The following is a 17,815-nucleotide window of genomic DNA, read 5'->3' on the forward strand; positions in this document are numbered from 1 at the left end:
CGCTACTCGGCGTAGACGTTGTCCGAGACGCGCGTCATGCCTTCGGGGGCGGGCCAATCGTCAGCCCGGAACTCGAACGTGTGACCGGAGCCGCTGATCCTCGTCGGCAGGCCGCCGCATCCGACCATCCAGTCGTCTTCCGGGTCGGTGATGGCCACGATGCAGACCGGTGAATCAGAGCCCTTCGTGACCCAGAGCGACACACCCTCGTACTCTCCGACGTAGTGGCTCGACTCGACATCGACCGCCCCATAGGAATCGTCCTCGAGCGGGGGCAGCTCGTCCTCAGCCTCGCGCTCGGTCTCGAAGACGGCGAGCGTTGTGGACGTGAAGCTGCACCCGGTCAGTGCGGTGAGGCTGATCAGTGCGAGCGCGAAGGCAGCAGGCGATGAACGGTGGCGCATCGAACCATACTGTCGCACCGCGTTCGTTCGAGTGCGTGCTGGAGCGCACTCGCTCATCGCCTCGGCGGCGAGGCGCCCGTCAGAGGCGCGTGCGACCTGCCTCGGACGGCCGTGAAGCGGTGGCGCACGGGAAGGCCGCGTCGTAGCATCCCAATGGAATCGTTCCGACGGCGAGGAGGCCTCCGATGACGCAGCACACGCTCGAGCTCCCCGAGGTCGATCTCGTCTACGACGTGCACGGGCCGTTGCCGACGGCGGACGGTCGTCCTCCGCTGATGATGATCGGCCAGCCGATGGATGCGAGCGGCTTCCAGGCCCAGGTGGCGCTGTTCGACGACCGCACCGTCGTGACCTACGACCCGCGAGGGTTGGGCCGCAGCACGCGCAAAGACGGCCGCCAGACGAACGAGCCGGAGACCCAGGCCGAGGACGTCCACGCGATCATCGAGGCGCTCGGGGCCGGACCGGTCGACATGCTCGCGAGCAGCGGAGGTGCGGTGACCGCGCTCGCTCTGGTCACCGCCCACCCGCACGATGTCGCGACCCTCGTCGCGCACGAGCCGCCGATCGACAGCGTGCTGCAGGATGCCGAGGCGGTGCATCGAGCCCGAGTGGCCTACACCCGGGCTTATCAGGACAGGGGCTGGGGTGCCGGAATGGCGGCCTTCGTCGCGATGACGTCGTGGGAGGGCGAGGTCACCGACGAATTCCTCGCTCAGCCTGCGCCGGACCCCGCGGCGTTCGGGATGCCGACGGAAGACGACGGCAGGCGAGACGACCCGTTGCTGTCAGAACTGTCGTGGGCGGTGCCCCTCTATGTGCCGGACATCGAAGCTCTGAAGGCCGCGCCCACGCGGATCGTCGTGGCGGTCGGCGAGGAGTCGCTGAAGGTCTACACCGGCCGCACCGCGATCGCCCTGGCCGAGCAACTCGGCCAGCAGGCGACGGTCTTCCCCAGCCATCACGGAGGCTTCATGGGCGGCGAATTCGGCTATGCCGGCCAGCCCGAGGCCTTCGCCGCCAAACTCCGCGAGGTGCTCGACCGGTCGTAGGTCGCGCACGGAATACGCGGTCTTCTGCCGCTACGCTCGCCATGTGATTGCCGACGACGAGACGCTCATCCACGTGACGCCGGATGCCGCGTGGCTTCCCCGCCACGGCAGGGCCGAGGTGATTTGTCGCAGCACCCCGCCTCGGCCGATGTGCGTTGTTCGGCTGTTTCTGCGTCAGGGCGATCAGGTCTTCTGTGTGCCGCGAGACGAGAACAGCCGACTCGACCTGCCCATGCGTCATGTCGGAGTCGACGACCCGAGCGGCATGCTCGCGATCGCTGATCTTGCCGAGGGGGTCACCGGCCGCCGGTCGCAGTCGACCTTCTCGGGGGCAGTGCGAAACGTCGTCGAATCACCTCGAGACGGTTATCCCTGGCCGACGCCGCACGCGTACTTCGGTGTGTGGACTTCGGAGGCCACCCCCGTCGTTGAAGGGACGTGGGTCAGCATCGGCGATGAATCTCCGTTGCGCGACCGGCATTGGTTCCCTCTGGTGAGTACGCTCCCGCGTATCGGAGCCGTCGCGCGCAACGAAGGAGATCTCGCGCAACGAAGGGATGCATCCGGCATCCGGTCCTTCGCTGAGTGAGATCTCCTTCGGAGCGGGAGCGGGACGCCGCCTACGCGCTCGCGCGCACGACCAGCTCGGTGTCGAGGATGACGGAGCGAGGGGATGCGCCCGCGATGACCTCGAGCAGCACGGCGACCATCTGCGCGCTGATCTGATCCCACGGCTGACGCATGGTCGTGATCGGCGGTTCGTGGGTGGCGGCGAGGCCCGAGTCGTCGAAGCCGGCGATCGCGATGTCCTCGGGCACGCGGCGTCCTGCGCGGCGGGCGGCGGCGATCGCTCCTGCGGCCATGCGGTCGGAGGCCGCGAACACAGCGTCGACGTCGTGCTCGAGCATCCGGGTCATCGCGGCGACACCCGATTCGTATGAGTAGTCGCCCTGTTCGACCAGCGACTCGTCGTACAGTTCGCCGAGCTCTTCGCGGAATCCGACCAGCCGGTAGCGACCGCCGGGGGTGTCGTCGGGGCCGGTGATCATGCCGATTCGGCGGTGCCCCCGGGCCACGAGGTGCGCGGCCATCGCTCGGGCGGAGGCGACCTCGTCGACCGAGATCGTCGAGAGCTCGCGCTCGTGTCCGAGCGGCAGGCCGCAGCAGACGGTGGGGATGCCGACCTCGATGAGCTGGTCGAGCAGCGGGTCGGATTCGTGCGACGAGATGAGCATGACTCCGTCGACGTGCCCGGCGCTGAGGAACTGTGCCACGCTCTCGCGTTCGGCGGGGGTTCCGGCCACCAGAAGCACCAGGGTCATCGCGCGCTGGGCGAGTGCTTCAGCGGCGCCGCGCAGCAGCAGCGCGAACGTCGGGTCGTCGAACAGCAGCTGCTGCGGCTCGGTGAGGAGGAAGGCGAGAGACCCGGCGCGGCCGGTGGCGAGGCTGCGCGCGTGATGGTTGGCCGTGTAGCCGGTGGCGAGGATCGCCTCTTCGACGGCCTGCCTGGCGTCGGGGGACACCCAGTGCCCGCCGTTGATCACGCGCGAGACAGTGCTGCGGGACACCCCCGCCTGCGCCGCGATCTGGCGGATCGTCGGCTTGCGCTTCGCGCTGACATCACTCATCGCTGTGACTCTACCCACAGCATCCCGTCCAGCGGTAGTCGAAACTGGGACCGGTCTCAGTTCGGTAACGGCGGTTGTGATCTCCAGCGCACCTGAGGTAGAACTGAGACCGGTCCCAGTCGCGTTCTCCGGAACAACCTGAGACCGGTCCCAGTCGACTGAGCGACAGCAGCACGGGACACGCACCACGACCGCACCGACCCGATGGAGTGCCGATGACCTCCCCCCACGCCTGGCCCGACCTGCGCGGAATCGCCTATGGCGGCGACTACAACCCCGAGCAGTGGTCTCGTGAGACCTGGCGCGAGGATGTCGTGCTGATGCGCGAGGCCGGCGTGAACCTGGTCAGCGTCGGCATCTTCTCGTGGGCGCTCATCGAGGTCGCCGAGGGCGAGTTCGACTTCAGCTGGCTCGACGAGCTGCTCGACCTGCTGCACGAGAACGGCATCAAGGTCGACCTGGGCACACCGACGGCATCGCCGCCCGCCTGGTTCTTCGCGAAGAACCCCGACGCTCACGTGATCGACCGCGAGGGTCGCACGATGGGCTTCGGCTCCCGCGGCATGGCGTCGCACTCGTCTCCGGCCTATCGCGAGGCGATCGTGCGGATCGCGGATGCTCTCGCGGCGCGCTATGCGCAGCATCCGTCGGTCGTGCTCTGGCACGTGCACAACGAGTACGGCGTTCCCGTCGGCGAGGACTACTCCCCGAACGGCGTCGCCGCCTTCAGGCTCTGGCTCCAGGAGAAGTACGGCTCGCTCGATGCGCTCAACAGCGCATGGGGCACCGCCTTCTGGGGTCAGCACTACTCGGCCTGGGAGCACGTCGGTGCCCCGGCCATCGCCCCGAGCGTCGTGAACCCGGCCCAGCGCCTGGACTTCGCCCGCTTCACGGATCACCAGCTGCGCGCGTGCTTCATCGCCGAGCGTGACGCGATCCGCGCACACGCCGACCAGCCCGTCACCACCAACTTCATGGCGAACCAGAGCTGGACCACCGACCTGTGGGCATGGGGCCGCGAGGTCGACATCGTCTCGGACGACCACTACCTGTGGGCGGCAGACGAAGACGCGCACATCGGTCTGGCGATCGCCGCCGACCTCAGCCGCTCGGTCGGTGGCGGCAAGCCGTGGATCCTCATGGAGCACTCCACGTCGGCCGTCAACTGGCAGCCGCGCAACATCGCCAAGCGCCGCGGCGAGATGACCCGCAACTCGCTCACGCACCTCGGCCGCGGGGCCGACGGCATCCTGTTCTTCCAGTGGCGCGCAGGGCGCTCGGGCGCCGAGAAGTTCCACTCCGCGATGCTGCCGCACGCCGGAGCGGAGTCCCGCGTCTTCCGCGAGGTCGTCGACCTCGGCGCAGCTCTCGGTCGCCTCGACGAGGTGCAGGGCAGTACGGTCAAGGCCGACGTCGCGATCCTCTGGGACTTCGAGTCGTTCTGGGCGCAGGACCTCGAGTGGCGTCCCTCCGAGGACGTCACGCACGCCGCCCAGGTGCGCCGCTTCTACGAGCAGCTCTGGCGCGACGGCATCACCGTCGACTTCGCCCTGCCAGGTCACGACCTCTCGGGCTACCGCCTGGTCGTCGCCCCGGCGCAGTACCTGCTGAGCACCGCGGATGCCGCGAACCTCACCTCCTACGTCAGCGGCGGCGGCACTCTGCTGGTGTCGTTCTTCTCGGCGATCGTCGACGAGAACGACGCCGTGCACGCCGGTGGTTTCGCCGCCCCGCTTCGCGACGCGCTCGGCCTCACGGTCGAGGAGTTCCTTCCGCTGCGCGAGGGCGAGAGCCACGGCCTCGACTGGGTCGACCACGAGGGCGTCGTCGCCGACGTCTGGCAGGAGGACATCGCGCTCGAAGGAGCCGAGGTCGTCGCCAACTTCTCCGGCGGCCCCGGCGAGGGCGAGCCCGCGATCACTCGCAACGTCCACGGCTCGGGCACCGGCTGGTACGTCGGCACCCGACTGGATGCCGCGGGCATGCGCGCCCTCCTGCACGAGGTCTACGCGGATGCCGACATCGCACCCGCAGATGTCGCTGAAGGTCTCGAGGTCATCACGCGCCACGGCGCCGACGCGGTCTACCGCATCGCCGTGAACCACCGCGACGACGACGTCGAGTTCGAGGCCTCAGGCGTCGATCTGCTCACCGGCGCCGAGGTCTCGGGCGCCCTCACGATCGCAGCGGGCGGCGTCGCCGTCATCCGCGCCGCCACCCCCTGACCGCACCACCCGCACCACTCAGCACCACCCGAACACCAGCACCACACACTCACCCGGTCGCGATGACGCGAAGCGCATCGTCGGCCACAACAGATAGGAAAACGCATGCGCAAGCACATCGGAGTCGGCGCACTCGCTCTGTCCGCCGTCGTCCTCCTGGCAGGCTGCTCGGCCGGCGCACCGGAGGGCGGCGACGACGCGGCATCCGGCGACGGGGCTGAACTCGTCATCTGGACGGATGCCGAGCGCGAAGCCGCGATCACCGCAGCCGCAGAGGCCTTCGAGGAAGAGACCGGAGCCAAGGTCACCCTCGTGCAGAAGAACTTCGAGGACCTCCGCAACGACTTCATCGCGCAGGTCCCGACGGGTGAGGGCCCCGACATCACCGTCGGTGCCCACGACTGGCTCGGCGCGCTCGTCGCCGCGGGTGTCGTGGACACGATCGACCTCGGCGACAAGGCGTCGGAGTTCGAGCAGGTCGCCCTCGACGCCATGACCTACGACGGCCAGCTCTACGCCCTGCCGTACTCGCTCGAGACCATCGCACTGGTGCAGAACGTCGACCTGGTCGGCGCTGAGGCTCCCGCGACCTGGGACGACATGATCGCCAAGGGCGTCGCCGCCGGCACCGAGCGCCCCTTCGTCATCAACACGGGCGGCGAGACCGGCGACGGCTACACGATGTACGGGCTGCAGACCTCGTTCGGCGCCCCCGTCTTCGTGCAGGACGACACCGGTTCGTACACGAGCGAGGTCGGCATGGGCGGAGCGCCCGGCGAGGCCTTCGCCAGCTGGCTCGGCGCCAACGGCTCGAACGGCACCGGGTACATCTCGACCACGATCGACTACGACATCAACAACGAGCTGTTCGCGTCGGGCAAGGCTCCGTACACGATCCAGGGACCGTGGGCGATCAGCGCCTTCGACGGAATCAACGTCGCCGTGAACCCGATCCCGTCGGCCGGTGGCGAGACCGCCGCGCCGTTCGTCGGAGTGCAGGGCTTCTACCTCTCGAGCAAGAGCAAGAACGCGCTCCTCGCTCAGGAGTTCCTCACGAACTACCTCGGCACCGAAGACGCGCAGCGCGCTCTGTACGAGGCCGACCCCCGCATCCCCGCGTGGTCGACGCTCGCCGACGAGGTCTCGTCCGACCCGATCACGGCCGGCTTCGTGGCCTCCGCTCAGAGCGGCGTGCCGATGCCGTCGATCCCCGAGATGGGCTCGGTGTGGGACCTCTGGAACGCCGCTCAGGCGCAGATCATCAACGGCGCCGACCCGGTGTCGACGTGGAACACGATGGTCGCCGACCTCGAGACGACTCTCGCCGGTTGATCCTGCCGGATGGGGAGGGGCCCGAACCCCTCCCCATCCTGCGATCCGCAGACAGGACGCACACATGACGATCCAGGCACCGCCCACCGAGGCGCCCACCCCTGTGGTGAAGCCCTCGCGCGAATCCCACGCCCGCCGCTTCCCCGGTCTCGGCTGGGGCTTCCTCATCAAGCTGGCCCTCATGGCGCTGGTCAACGCGTTCGGCATCATGACGGCGATCTCGGCGTGGAGCGCCGAGTCGTGGATCGTCCTCGGCGTCGTCGTCCTGCTCGTGATCATCGCGGACTGGGTGTACTTCACCCGTCGGGCGCTGCCGCTGAAGTACCTGCTCCCCGGGCTGATCTTCCTGCTCGTCTTCCAGATCTTCATCTTCGGATACACCGCCTACATCGCCTTCACCAACTACGGCACGGGCCACGTCGGAACCCAGGAGCAGGCGGTCGAGGCCGCTCTCATCCAGGGCGAACGCCGCGTCGACGGGTCGGCCGACTATCCGCTGTCGATCGTCGAGCGCGGCGGTGAGCTCGGTTTCGCGATCGTCGACGACGACGGCGACGTGCAGGTCGGGTCGGCCACGGAGCCGCTCTCCGACGTCTCCGGAGCCGAGGTCGGCACCACCGGCGCCCCGAGCGAGGTGCCGGGGTGGACGGTCATCCCGCGGGCGACCGTGCTGACGGATGCGACACTCGGCGCGACGATCAAGGACCTCCGGGTCCCGGTCTCGGACGACCCGAACGACGGCTCGATCCGCACCCGCGAGGGATCCACCGGTTCGGTCTACGAGCCGACGCTGGTGTGGGATGCCGAGGCGCAGACCGTCACCGACACGCAGTCGGGCACGGTCTACACCGCCACGGACCTCGGCGCGTTCGTCGCCGAGGACGGCACGGCGCTGCCGACCGGGTGGTCGGTGAACGTCGGTTTCGCGAACTTCCTGAAGCTCTTCACGGATGCGAACCTCGCGGGCACCCTGTTGAGCGTCACGGTCTGGACCTTCGCGTTCGCGATCCTCTCGGTCGTGCTCAGCTTCGCGGTCGGACTCGGGCTCGCGATCGTCTACAACGACCCTCGGGTCAAGGGGCGTCGGTTCCTGCGGGCGCTGTTCATCCTTCCCTACGCGTTCCCCGCGTTCATGGCGGCGCTGCTGTTCCGTGGCATGTTCAACGCCGAGTTCGGCGTGATCAACGACCTGCTCTTCTTCGGTGCGAACATCAACTGGCTCGGCGACCCTTGGCTCACGCGGGCCGCGGTGATCTTCGTCAACGTCTGGCTGAGCTACCCCTATTGGTTCCTCGTGTGCACGGGCGCGCTGCAGTCCCTCCCCGGCGAGACGCTCGAGGCCGCCGAGATCGACGGTGCGAACAAGATCCAGCGGTTCCGGGCGATCGTGCTGCCGCTGCTGCTCGTCTCCACCGCGCCTCTGCTGATCGCGTCGTTCGCCGTCGCGTTCAACAACTTCACCGTGATCTACACCTTCAACAACGGCGGGCCGGCCATCGCCGGCGCTCCGTACGCACTGGGCTCGACCGACATCCTCGTCTCGGCCATCTACGACGTCTCCGGCGTCTCGGGTGGTGCGGCCGACTACGGCCTCGCGAGTGCGCTGTCGATCATCGCCTTCATCGTGGTCGGTCTCATCTCAGCGCTGAGCTTCCGACAGACCCGCAAGCTTGAGGAGTACCAGTGATGAGCGAGACCAGAGTCATCGTGACCGGTTCGTCGAAGGATGCCGAGGCCGCCCGTGCGGGTGCACGACGGCGTCGGTGGTGGAGCGAGGTCGGCTGGAAGTACATCCTGGCCGTCGGCGTGCTGTTCTTCGCCGCCTTCCCGCTCGTCTACGTGCTGTCGGCATCGCTCAACCCGAACGGCAGCCTCGCGGCATCCAGCGCCCTGTTCAGCGCGTTCGATCCCGCGAACTACATCGCCCTCGGAGAGTCGCGCTACTGGGTGTGGTTCGGCAACACGCTGCTGATCGGCGGTGTGACCGCGGTCGGATCGGTGCTCATGGGCGCCTGCGGTGCGTACGCGTTCTCGCGGTTCCGGTTCAGCGGCAGGCGTGCCAGCCTCACCACGCTGCTCGTGCTGCAGATGTTCCCGCAGGCGCTCGCGTTCATCGCGATCTTCCTGATGCTGCAGACGATCGGCGATGTCGTGCCGGCGCTCGGCATCAACTCGAAGATCGCCCTGATCTGCGTGTACCTCGGCGGCGCCCTCGGCGCGAACACGTTCCTCATGTACGGCTTCTTCAACACGATCCCCGTCGAGATCGACGAGTCGGCGAAGATCGACGGAGCCACCCACGCGCAGATCTTCTGGCGGCTCATCATGCCGCTGGTCGTGCCGATCCTCGCGGTCGTCGCTCTGCTGGCGTTCCTCGCGGCCTTCGGCGACTTCATCCTGTCGAAGATCATCCTCACCTCCGAGGACAACTGGACCCTCGCTGTCGGCATGTACCAGTGGGTCTCGAACCAGCTGACCTCGCGCTGGGGGCTCTTCTCCGCCGGTGTCGTCGTCGCCGCCGTGCCCGTGCTCGCGCTGTTCTTCTCGCTGCAGAAGTACATCGTCGGCGGGCTCACCCAGGGATCCGTCAAGGGCTGATCCCCTCTTCCGCTCTGCTCGAAAGGCCGTCATGCACCGTCGCACGCGTTCCCTTCTCTCCACCGCCCTGGCAACGGTCACCGCCGTCGCCCTGGTCGGCGTCGCACTGCCGGCGTCGGCCGCGTCATCCGCGCTCGTCTCGGCTGCTGCGGTCGAGCCGGTGGATGCCACCATCACCGTCCCCCGGGTCGAGAATCTGCCCGACGACTTCATCGGCGGCGTCGACGTGTCGTCCGTGCTGTCGCTCGAGGAGTCGGGAGTCGTGTTCCGAGACGCGGACGGCGCCCCGGGCGACCTGTTCGAGATCCTCGCCGATGCCGGGGTCACCGACGTACGCGTGCGCGTGTGGAACGACCCGTTCGACGCGAACGGCAACGGCTACGGCGGCGGTGACGTCGACGTCGATCGAGCCATCGAGATCTCTCAGCGCGCGACGGATGCCGGACTCGGCGTGCTCGTCGACTTCCACTACTCGGACTTCTGGGCAGACCCCGCCAAGCAGCAGGCACCCAAGGCGTGGGAGGGGATGACGGTCGACCAGGTCGCTGCGGAGGTGGGCGTCTTCACGCGCGATGCCGTGCGGCGGCTCGTCACGGCCGGGGTCGATCTGCGCATGGTGCAGGTCGGCAACGAGACCAACGGGGGAGTCGCCGGAGTGCGCGGCTGGGACGACATGGCCAAGGTGTTCTCTGCCGGTTCCGCCGCGGTGCGTGCCGAGGCGCCCGACACGCTCGTCGCCCTGCACTTCACCAACCCCGAGCGGGCGGGCTTCTATGCCGACGTCGCTGCGCAGCTCGACCGCCGCGACGTCGACTACGACGTGTTCGCGTCGTCGTACTACCCGTTCTGGCATGGGACTCCCGAGAACCTCACGGCGGTGCTCTCGCACGTCGCCGAGACGTACGGCAAGAAGGTCATGGTCGCCGAGACCTCGTGGGCGTTCACGCTCGACGACGGAGACGGCCACGGCAACGTGATCGACCTGCCGTCCGAGGCGACGCAGTATCCGGTGAGCGTGCAGGGTCAGGCCGATGCGGTGCGCGCGGTCGTGCAGGCCGTCGCCGACGTGGGCGAGGCCGGCATCGGCGTGTACTACTGGGAGCCCGCATGGCTGCCGGTCGGCACCCCGGCGCAGCTCGAGCAGAACAAGGTGCTGTGGGAGCGCGACGGATCCGGATGGGCGTCGAGCTTCGCCGGTGAATACGAGCCCGAAGACGCCGGGCACTGGTTCGGCGGATCCGCGTGGGACAACCAGGCGCTGTTCGGCTTCGACGGCACGCCCTCCGACGCGCTGAACATCTTCTCGTACGTGCGCTCCGGCGCTCAGGCTCCCCGGGCGGTCGAGTCGGTGCAGCCCGTCGCGCTGCCGCTGGTCGAGGGCGATGCCGTCGAGCTGCCCGGCGAGGTGACCGTGCTCTACAACGACGGGTCGTCTGAGCAGCAGGCCGTCACCTGGTCTGACGCCGCGCAGTACATCGAGGGCGTCGGCGAGTACGCGATCACAGGGGTGACGGATGCGGGCCTCGCGGCCACCGCGACCGTCACCGTCTCTGCCCGGAACTTCTTGCGGAACCCCGGTTTCGAGGACGCCGACACGGGCATGTGGCGGGCGACCGGGTCCGGCCTGACTCTGCGCGCGTGGGACGACCCCCGCAGCGGCACGCACTCGGCACACTTCTATGCGGCATCCGCGTATTCGTTCGATCTGTCGCAGACCGTGACGGGACTGCCTGCCGGGACGTACGTCGCGCGTGCATCACTGCAGGGTGACGGCGAGGGCGCCGACGGGCGAGTGGCGCTGTCTCTGTCTTCCGCTGCCGTGACGGGTGAGCCTGCGGCCTTCGCGCTCGACGGCTGGCGCGTGTGGTCGACGCCTGAGACTCAGGCGCTGCAGGTCGGCGCCGACGGCACCGCTGTGGTGCGGGTCGCTGCTGCTCTGCCTGCCGGCGCGTGGGGCACGATCGACGATTTCGAGCTCGTGCGCGAACCCGTGGTCGGTGCCGACACGTCGGCGCTGCGGGAGCGGCGGGATGCTGCCGCGGCCCTCGACCTGGCGGCCTATGTCGAGTCGTCGACGGCCGCGGTGCCCGGTGCGATCGGCCGTGCCGACATCGTGTTGTCGGCGGCGAGCCCGAGTGCGTCCGCCGTCGCCGGGGCGCTGGACGCACTGGATGCCGCGGTCGACGCCCTCGTGCTGAAGGATGCCGCGACGGCCGCGCCTGCGCGTGGCGTGCTGTCCCACGACAACGGCCACGACACCGGACTGCTCGACGGCGACTTCACGGTCACCATGAACCTGTGGTGGGGGTCGAATGCCACGAAGCTGCGTGTGTTCGAGAACGGCGTGCTGATCACGACCGTGCCGCTCACGTTCGGGGGCACGGCGGCGCAGATCACTCGGGTCGCCGTGGCCGGCAAGAAGAACGGGACGTACGTCTACACCGGCGAGCTCGTGAACTCGCGTGGCGTGACCGCGGTGCAGCCCGTCACGGTGAAGGTGACGGATGCCGCTCCCGGAACGCCCGTGCTCTCGTCGGACAACTGGGACGGAGACGGCTCGTACACTCTCACCGCCGACATGTGGTGGGGAACTAATGCGACGTCCTACCGACTGTTCGAGGACGGCGTGCTCCTGAAGGAGGGGGAGCTCGCGGCGAATGCCCCCTCCGCGCAACGGGTCTCGGTCGCGGTCGACGGGCGGTCAGTGGGGAAGCACACCTACCGCGTCGAGTTCGTGAACGCCGCAGGAAGCAGCGAGAGCAAGACGCTGACGGTGACCGTCAAGCGCTGACAGCGCGAGAGCCCGGCATCCTGTGGTGGATGCCGGGCTCTCGACCGGACGGCCGGGTTACTTGCTGAGGAAGTCCTTCAGCGCGGCGTTGACCTCGTCGGCGTGGGTCCAGAGCAGGCCGTGCGGGGCGCCCTCGACCTCGACGTAGGTCGCGGCCGGCACGGCCTGGTGGAACCGGCGGGCGGTCGCGTCGATCGGCAGGATGTTGTCCTTCGTGCCGTGCAGGATCAGCGTCGGCTTTCCGGCGTCGCGCACGGCGTCGACGTCACCGCGGAAGTCTTCGATCCACGACGACACCACGGCGTAGGCGGCGACGGGTGCGCTGCCGATCGCGACGTTCCAGCTGCCGGTGACGGCCTCCTGGCTGATGCGCGATCCGAGGTTCTCGTCGAGGTTGTAGAAGTTCTTGTAGAAGTCGGTGAACCAGGCGAAGCGGTCGCCCTTGGCTGCGGCCTCGATGCCGTCGAAGACATCCTGCGGCACACCTTCGGGGTTGTCGTCGCGCTGCACGAGGAACGGCTCGAGGGATGCGAGGAAGGCGAGCTTCGCGACGCGCTCGTGTCCGTACTTCGCGACGTAGCGGGCGAGCTCGCCGGTGCCCATCGAGAATCCGACGAGCACGACGTCACGCAGGTCGAGGGTCTCGAGCACGGTGTTGAGGTCGGCGGCGAAGGTGTCGTAGTCGTAGCCGGCGTTCACCTTCGACGATCCGCCGAAGCCGCGGCGGTCGTACGTGATGACGCGGTAGCCCTGGGCGAGCAGCTCGCGGGTCTGACGCTCCCAGCTGTGTCCGTCGAGCGGGTAACCGTGGATCAGCACGACGGGCTGACCCGATCCCTGGTCTTCGTAGTAGAGCTCGATCGGGGCGCTGTTCTCGTTTCCGACGGTGATGTAACCCATGATCCTGATCCTTTCGGTTCGGTGAGAACGATCGTTCTCACCTGATTTCTCCCACTGTAGAGAACGGTCGTTCTCATGTCAAGTACACTGGGATCATGACCGATGGAACAGTGCGTGAACAGATCCTTGCGGCGGCCGATGAGCTGTATTACCGCAAGGGCTACGCGGCTGTCGGCATGGATGAGCTGCGGGCAGCTGCCGGAGTCTCGCTGCGCAGGCTCTACGCCCTCTTCCCCTCGAAGACCGACATCGTCACCGCTGTCCTCTCGCGCAAGCACGCCGAGTGGGAGGCCGGTCTGACCGGAGCGGTCGCGGATGCCGGGGCCGACCCCCGTGCCAGGCTGCTCGCCGTCTACGGATACCTCGAGGACTGGTTCTGCACCGACGACTTCCGCGGCTGCGCATTCATCAACGCGTTCGGGGAGCTCGGTGGGACGAACCCCGAGGTCGCGGCCATCGTCCGCGATCACAAGGCCTCGTTCCAGCAGTACATGTCGGGTCTCGTGGTGGATGCCGGGGCCCCGGCATCCCTCGCCGCACAGCTGTCGATCCTCGCCGAGGGCGCCCAGAGCACTGCGGCCATCGCCGCCGATCCCCAGGTCGCGGTTCAGGCGCGCAACGCCGCCGAGGTGCTGATCGATGCGGCCGTCGCCGTCTGATCCTCGCAGGAAGCCAAGGATTTAGCTAGCCTGGCTAGCGTTTTCGGATGCCGGTGTCAAGGCTCCTGCGCACGCGCCCGCTCGCGCGTAGGTTGCGAGCATGGAATCCCGGACGCAGGACATCGCCCGTCAGTCGGTCATCATCGCCTCAGCCACCTTCATGCTGATAGCCGCGGCTGTCGGCTCCGGCGCATTCGGTGGCACCTCGGTCAGCGAGCTGCAGGACGGAGCGCTCTCGGCGCAGGGGTCGTACCTCGCCCCGGCGGGCCCCGCCTTCTCGATCTGGTCGCTCATCTACATCGGCCTGATCGCCTACACGGTGTGGCAGGCGCTGCCGGCGCAGCGGGCCGATGAGCGTCAGCGCGCGGTCGGCGGATGGATCGCCGCATCCATGATCCTCAACGGTCTGTGGCTCGTGACGGCGCAGTTCCTGTCGCTGCCCCTCACGGTGCTCGTGATCGCCGTGCTGCTCGCGACCCTCGCCCGTGTCATCGTGATCCTCGGACGCAGCCGCGCCCGCACCTGGCCCGAGCGCATCGTCGTCGACGGGGCCAACGGCCTGCACTTCGGGTGGGTGACGATCGCGACCGTCGCCAACGCCACAGCGTGGCTGACGCAGATCGCCCCCGAGAGCTGGGCGGACCAGGCCGAGATCTGGGCGGTCGCCGTGCTCGCCGTCGTGCTCGTGATCGGTGTCGCCTGTGCCCTCGTCACCAAGCGCATCGCCCCCGCCCTCGCGACGGCGTGGGGTCTCGGCTGGCTCGCGGTCGGTCGCTTCACCGGAGAGCCCGAAAGCACCGTCGTCGGCATCGCCGGGATCATCGTCGCGGTGGCCCTCGTCGCGGCCGGTGCGTTCGGTGTGCTCCGCCGGTCGCGTTCAGGGGTCGCGGCGTAGGTCGCTCACCCCACGCCCAGATCAGGACGGACGGTCGAGATCAGGAGAATCCGGCGTAGATCGTCCTGATCTCAGACGGTCCTCCTGATCTCAGGCGAAGTGCGAGGGCGAAGCGCGTACGCGGCAGGGCTCAGAGGACGAGCCGGTAGCCCATTCCCGACTCGGTGAGCAGGTGCACAGGCGCGCTGGGCTCGGCTTCGAGCTTCTTGCGCAGCTGTGACATGTACAGCCGCAGGTAGCCCGAGTCGGACACCTGCTCGCTGCCCCAGATCTCCTTCAGCAGATCCTGTCGGGTGACCAGGGCGCCAGGATGCCGGGCGAGGTGTTCGAGCATCCGCCACTCGGTCGGGGTCAGGTGCACCCGCGATCCTGCGCGGGTGACCGTCTTGGTCGCGAGGTCGACCACGACGTCGCCGAACCCGACGGTCGATTCGCCACCGACCGGCACCGATCGACGAGACAGCGCCCGCAGCCTGGCGAGCAGCTCGTCGACCTGGAACGGCTTCGTGACGAAGTCGTCGGCTCCGGCATCCAGCGCCTCGACCTTGTCGGCCGACCCGGTGCGGCCCGACACGACGATGATCGGCACGTTCGTCCACCCGCGCAGCGCCTGGATCACCTCGATGCCGTCGAGTCGCGGCATGCCGAGGTCGAGCATGATGAGGTCTGGATGCGTCTGCGCGGCAGCGGCCACCGCGGCGGCCCCGTCGGGGGCGACGACGACCTCGTATCCGTGGGCGGAGAGCGTGATTCGCAATGCCCGCACCATCTGGGGGTCGTCGTCGGCGATGAGGAGCTTCACTCCGTCTCCTCCTGCGTGAGATCGGGCTCTGCCGCCAGGGGCAGCGAGATGACCATGGTGAGTCCACCGCCGGGGGTGTCCTCGGGTGTCAGGGTACCGCCCATGCCCTCGGCGAATCCTCGCGACAGCGCGAGGCCGAGGCCGAGGCCGGTGGTGTTGTCGGTGTCGCCGAGCCGTTGGAACGGCTGGAAGATCTCATCGCGCTTCTCGGCGGGCACTCCGGAGCCGCGGTCGATGATGCGGATCTCGGCGTGGTCGCCGATCGTGCTCGTCGAGACGATCACCTGGCTCTCGGCGGGCGAGTGGCGGTAGGCGTTGGCGATCACGTTCACGAGCACGCGCTGCAGCAGCACCGGATCGGCCGAGACGGCGGGCAGCTCGGCATCCAGCGTCAGCTCGACATCGGACGGACCGAGACCCAGCTCGTCGACCGCGGCGAGCACGGGGCCCGCGACGTCGAGCCGCATGGTCGAGACGGCGAGCACTCCGGCCTGCACCCGACTGACGTCGAGCAGGTCGGTCACGAGCGACGACAGGGTCGCGAGGCTCTCGTCGGCGGTGGCGAGCAGCTCTTCCCGATCGGATGCCGACAGCGAGTGCGCCCCGCGGAGTCCGCCGATCGCGGCGACGGCCGAGGCGAGAGGCCGACGCAGGTCGTGGCTGACGGCCGAGAGCAGGGCGCTGCGCACCTGATCGGTCTCGGCGAGGGCCGCCACCTCTCGGGCCGTCGCCCGCAGGTCGGTGTGCTCGATCGCGGCGGCGAGCTGGGCGACGATCGCATCGAGCAGACGGCGGGCCGGGGTGTCGAGCGGTTCTCCGTGCAGTTCGAGCACCGCGGGCGCAGGCCCCGAGCCGACGGCGATCGTCGTGGCGCGGCCGTCGGGCACGGGTTCACCGTCGCTCGCCAGCACCTCGCCGTCGGCGCTGAGCAGGCGAACGCCGGTGAGCCCGAATGCTTCTCGGGTGCGGCTGACGAGGGCGAGCACGGCATTGTCTCCGCGCAGCACGTTGCCGGCGACCGCGGCGAGCAGCTCGGCCTCGGCCGCGGCGCGTTGAGCGGTGCGCGCGCGGCGAGCCGCCTGGTCGACGATGATGCTGACGAGAATGGCGATGGTCACGTACAGCGCGAGGGCGAGCACGTGCAGCGGATGTGCGATCGTGATGGTGAACAGGGGAGCGACGAACAGGAAGTCGAGAGTGATGCCCGACAGCACCGCCGCGAAGACGGCGGGGCGCACCCCGCCGACCAGGGCGACGATCACGACGAGCAGCTGGAAGGCCAGCACCTCGACCGTGATCGACTCGGGGCTGCGGAACGCGAACATGGCCCACGACAGCAGCGGACCGAAGACGAGGGCCACGGCGAACCCGAGCACCTGACGTCGCCATCCGAGGGCTCCGCCGGTGATGCGGGGGAGGGTGACGCGTCCGCCCGCGGCAGCGTGCGTGACGATGTGCACGTCGATGTCGCCGGAGCGCCGGATGACCTCGGATCCGATGCCGGGCCCGGTCAGAGCGGCCGCGAGGCGTCCGCGCCGACTGACGCCGATCACGAGCTGCGTGGCATCCGCGCCCTGCGCGAATTCGACGAGGGTCTCGGGGATGTCGTCGCCGATGATCTGGTGGAAGCTGCCACCGAGCGACTCGACCAGCGAGCGCTGTGCCGCGAGAGCGCCCGGGGTCTCGTCGCGAAGTCCGTCTTGCGCTGCGACATGCACCGCGAGCAGCTCGCCGCCGGCCGATCGCGCCGCGATGCGTGCGCCTCGACGCAGCAGCGTCTCGCCCTCGGGGCCTCCGGTGAGGGCGACGACCACGCGCTCGCGCGCCTGCCACGTGCCCTCGATGCCGTGGTCGGCGCGGTAGCTGCGCAGCGCGCTGTCGACCTCGTCGGCCAGCCACAGCAGTGCGAGCTCGCGCAGCGCCGTGAGGTTGCCGAGACGGAAGTAGTTCGACAGTGCCGCGTCGATCCGCTCGGCGGGGTAGACGAGTCCGGCGGAGAGCCGGTCGCGCAGCGACTGCGGGGCGAGGTCGACGACCTCGATCTCGTCGGCCGCACGCACCACGGCGTCCGGGATCGTCTCCTGCTGTGCGATGCCGGTGATCTTCTCGACCACCGCGTTCAACGATTCGATGTGCTGCACGTTGACGGTCGTGACGACGTCGATGCCCGCATCCAGCAGCATCCCGACGTCCTGCCAGCGCTTCGGATTCTGCGAGCCGGGGATGTTCGTGTGGGCGAGCTCGTCGACCAGGGCGATCTCGGGGCGGCGTGCGAGCACGGCGTCCAGATCCATCTCGCTGAGCGGCACACCCCGATGCAGGTCGGTGCGACGGGGGACCTCGGGGATGCCGATGGTCTGCGCCGCGGTCGCCGCGCGCTCGTGCGTCTCGACGATCGCGATCACCACATCGCGGCCCTCATCGAGCAGCCGGCGCCCTTCGACGAGCATCTCGAAGGTCTTGCCGACCCCGGGGGCTGCACCGAGCAGCACGCGGAGTCGGCCGCGCCGCGGCATCCGCTCTGCCGTC

14 protein-coding genes are annotated in these 17,815 nt (G+C 68.8%); 9 read left to right on the forward strand and 5 right to left on the reverse strand.

Going from position 1 to position 17,815, the window contains the following annotated elements; translation table 11 throughout:
• Positions 1-2: 2 nt before the first annotated feature.
• Entirely contained in the window at positions 3-404 is a 402-nt protein-coding gene (locus OD997_RS14305) for a hypothetical protein (RefSeq protein WP_434332169.1), read from the reverse strand.
• Positions 405-589: 185 nt separating this feature from the next.
• Between OD997_RS14305 and OD997_RS14310 the strand changes: the two genes are divergently transcribed.
• Both OD997_RS14310 and OD997_RS14315 read left to right on the forward strand, forming a co-directional pair.
• Positions 590-1,456 carry an alpha/beta fold hydrolase gene (locus tag OD997_RS14310; RefSeq protein WP_434332170.1) on the forward strand — a complete coding sequence of 289 codons (867 nt, stop codon included), beginning with the start codon at positions 590-592 and terminating at the stop codon, positions 1,454-1,456.
• A 43-nt stretch (positions 1,457-1,499) separates the two neighbouring features.
• The gene (locus OD997_RS14315; RefSeq protein ID WP_434332171.1) at positions 1,500-2,045 is read left to right on the forward strand and encodes an NUDIX hydrolase; all 546 of its coding nucleotides are present in this window, start codon (positions 1,500-1,502) and stop codon (positions 2,043-2,045) included.
• A 31-nt stretch (positions 2,046-2,076) separates the two neighbouring features.
• Here OD997_RS14315 and OD997_RS14320 read toward each other — a convergent pair whose 3' ends face one another.
• Positions 2,077-3,084, reverse strand: a complete 1,008-nt coding sequence (locus OD997_RS14320) for a LacI family DNA-binding transcriptional regulator (RefSeq protein WP_434332172.1) — start codon at positions 3,082-3,084, stop codon at positions 2,077-2,079.
• 215 nt (positions 3,085-3,299) lie between these two features.
• Between OD997_RS14320 and OD997_RS14325 the strand changes: the two genes are divergently transcribed.
• The 5 genes from OD997_RS14325 (at position 3,300) to OD997_RS14345 (ending at position 12,030) form a co-directional block, all read left to right on the forward strand.
• Positions 3,300-5,309 (forward strand): beta-galactosidase, encoded by a 2,010-nt coding sequence (locus OD997_RS14325; protein ID WP_434332173.1) that lies wholly within the window; start codon positions 3,300-3,302, stop codon positions 5,307-5,309.
• Between the two features lie 105 nt (positions 5,310-5,414).
• The gene (locus OD997_RS14330) at positions 5,415-6,641 is read left to right on the forward strand and encodes a sugar ABC transporter substrate-binding protein (RefSeq protein WP_434332174.1); all 1,227 of its coding nucleotides are present in this window, start codon (positions 5,415-5,417) and stop codon (positions 6,639-6,641) included.
• 64 nt (positions 6,642-6,705) lie between these two features.
• Entirely contained in the window at positions 6,706-8,328 is a 1,623-nt protein-coding gene (locus OD997_RS14335; protein ID WP_434332175.1) for an ABC transporter permease subunit, read from the forward strand.
• The gene (locus tag OD997_RS14340) at positions 8,328-9,239 is read left to right on the forward strand and encodes a sugar ABC transporter permease (RefSeq protein WP_434332176.1); all 912 of its coding nucleotides are present in this window, start codon (positions 8,328-8,330) and stop codon (positions 9,237-9,239) included. Before OD997_RS14335 ends, OD997_RS14340 begins: the two co-directional genes overlap by 1 nt.
• Positions 9,240-9,270: 31 nt before the next feature.
• Positions 9,271-12,030 (forward strand): glycosyl hydrolase 53 family protein, encoded by a 2,760-nt coding sequence (locus tag OD997_RS14345; RefSeq protein ID WP_434332177.1) that lies wholly within the window; start codon positions 9,271-9,273, stop codon positions 12,028-12,030.
• Positions 12,031-12,087: 57 nt separating this feature from the next.
• Here the strand turns inward: OD997_RS14345 and OD997_RS14350 are convergent, their stop codons facing one another.
• Positions 12,088-12,930 carry an alpha/beta fold hydrolase gene (locus OD997_RS14350; protein WP_434332178.1) on the reverse strand — a complete coding sequence of 281 codons (843 nt, stop codon included), beginning with the start codon at positions 12,928-12,930 and terminating at the stop codon, positions 12,088-12,090.
• 95 nt (positions 12,931-13,025) lie between these two features.
• Between OD997_RS14350 and OD997_RS14355 the strand changes: the two genes are divergently transcribed.
• Together OD997_RS14355 and OD997_RS14360 are read left to right on the forward strand one after the other, a co-directional pair.
• Positions 13,026-13,589 (forward strand): TetR/AcrR family transcriptional regulator, encoded by a 564-nt coding sequence (locus tag OD997_RS14355; RefSeq protein ID WP_434332179.1) that lies wholly within the window; start codon positions 13,026-13,028, stop codon positions 13,587-13,589.
• 100 nt (positions 13,590-13,689) lie between these two features.
• Positions 13,690-14,484: a TspO/MBR family protein gene (locus OD997_RS14360; RefSeq protein ID WP_434332180.1), complete on the forward strand. Its 795-nt coding sequence runs from the start codon at positions 13,690-13,692 to the stop codon at positions 14,482-14,484.
• 130 nt (positions 14,485-14,614) lie between these two features.
• On the opposite strand, the gene OD997_RS14365 is transcribed toward OD997_RS14360, so the two are convergent.
• Positions 14,615-15,286, reverse strand: a complete 672-nt coding sequence (locus OD997_RS14365) for a response regulator (RefSeq protein ID WP_434332181.1) — start codon at positions 15,284-15,286, stop codon at positions 14,615-14,617.
• Positions 15,283-17,802 carry an ATP-binding protein gene (locus OD997_RS14370; RefSeq protein WP_434332386.1) on the reverse strand — a complete coding sequence of 840 codons (2,520 nt, stop codon included), beginning with the start codon at positions 17,800-17,802 and terminating at the stop codon, positions 15,283-15,285. The genes OD997_RS14365 and OD997_RS14370 overlap by 4 nt, the downstream gene beginning before the upstream one ends.
• Positions 17,803-17,815 lie beyond the last annotated feature (13 nt).

The sequence above is a fragment of the Microbacterium sp. CGR1 genome, from assembly GCF_051062835.1.
Classification (GTDB): domain Bacteria; phylum Actinomycetota; class Actinomycetes; order Actinomycetales; family Microbacteriaceae; genus Microbacterium.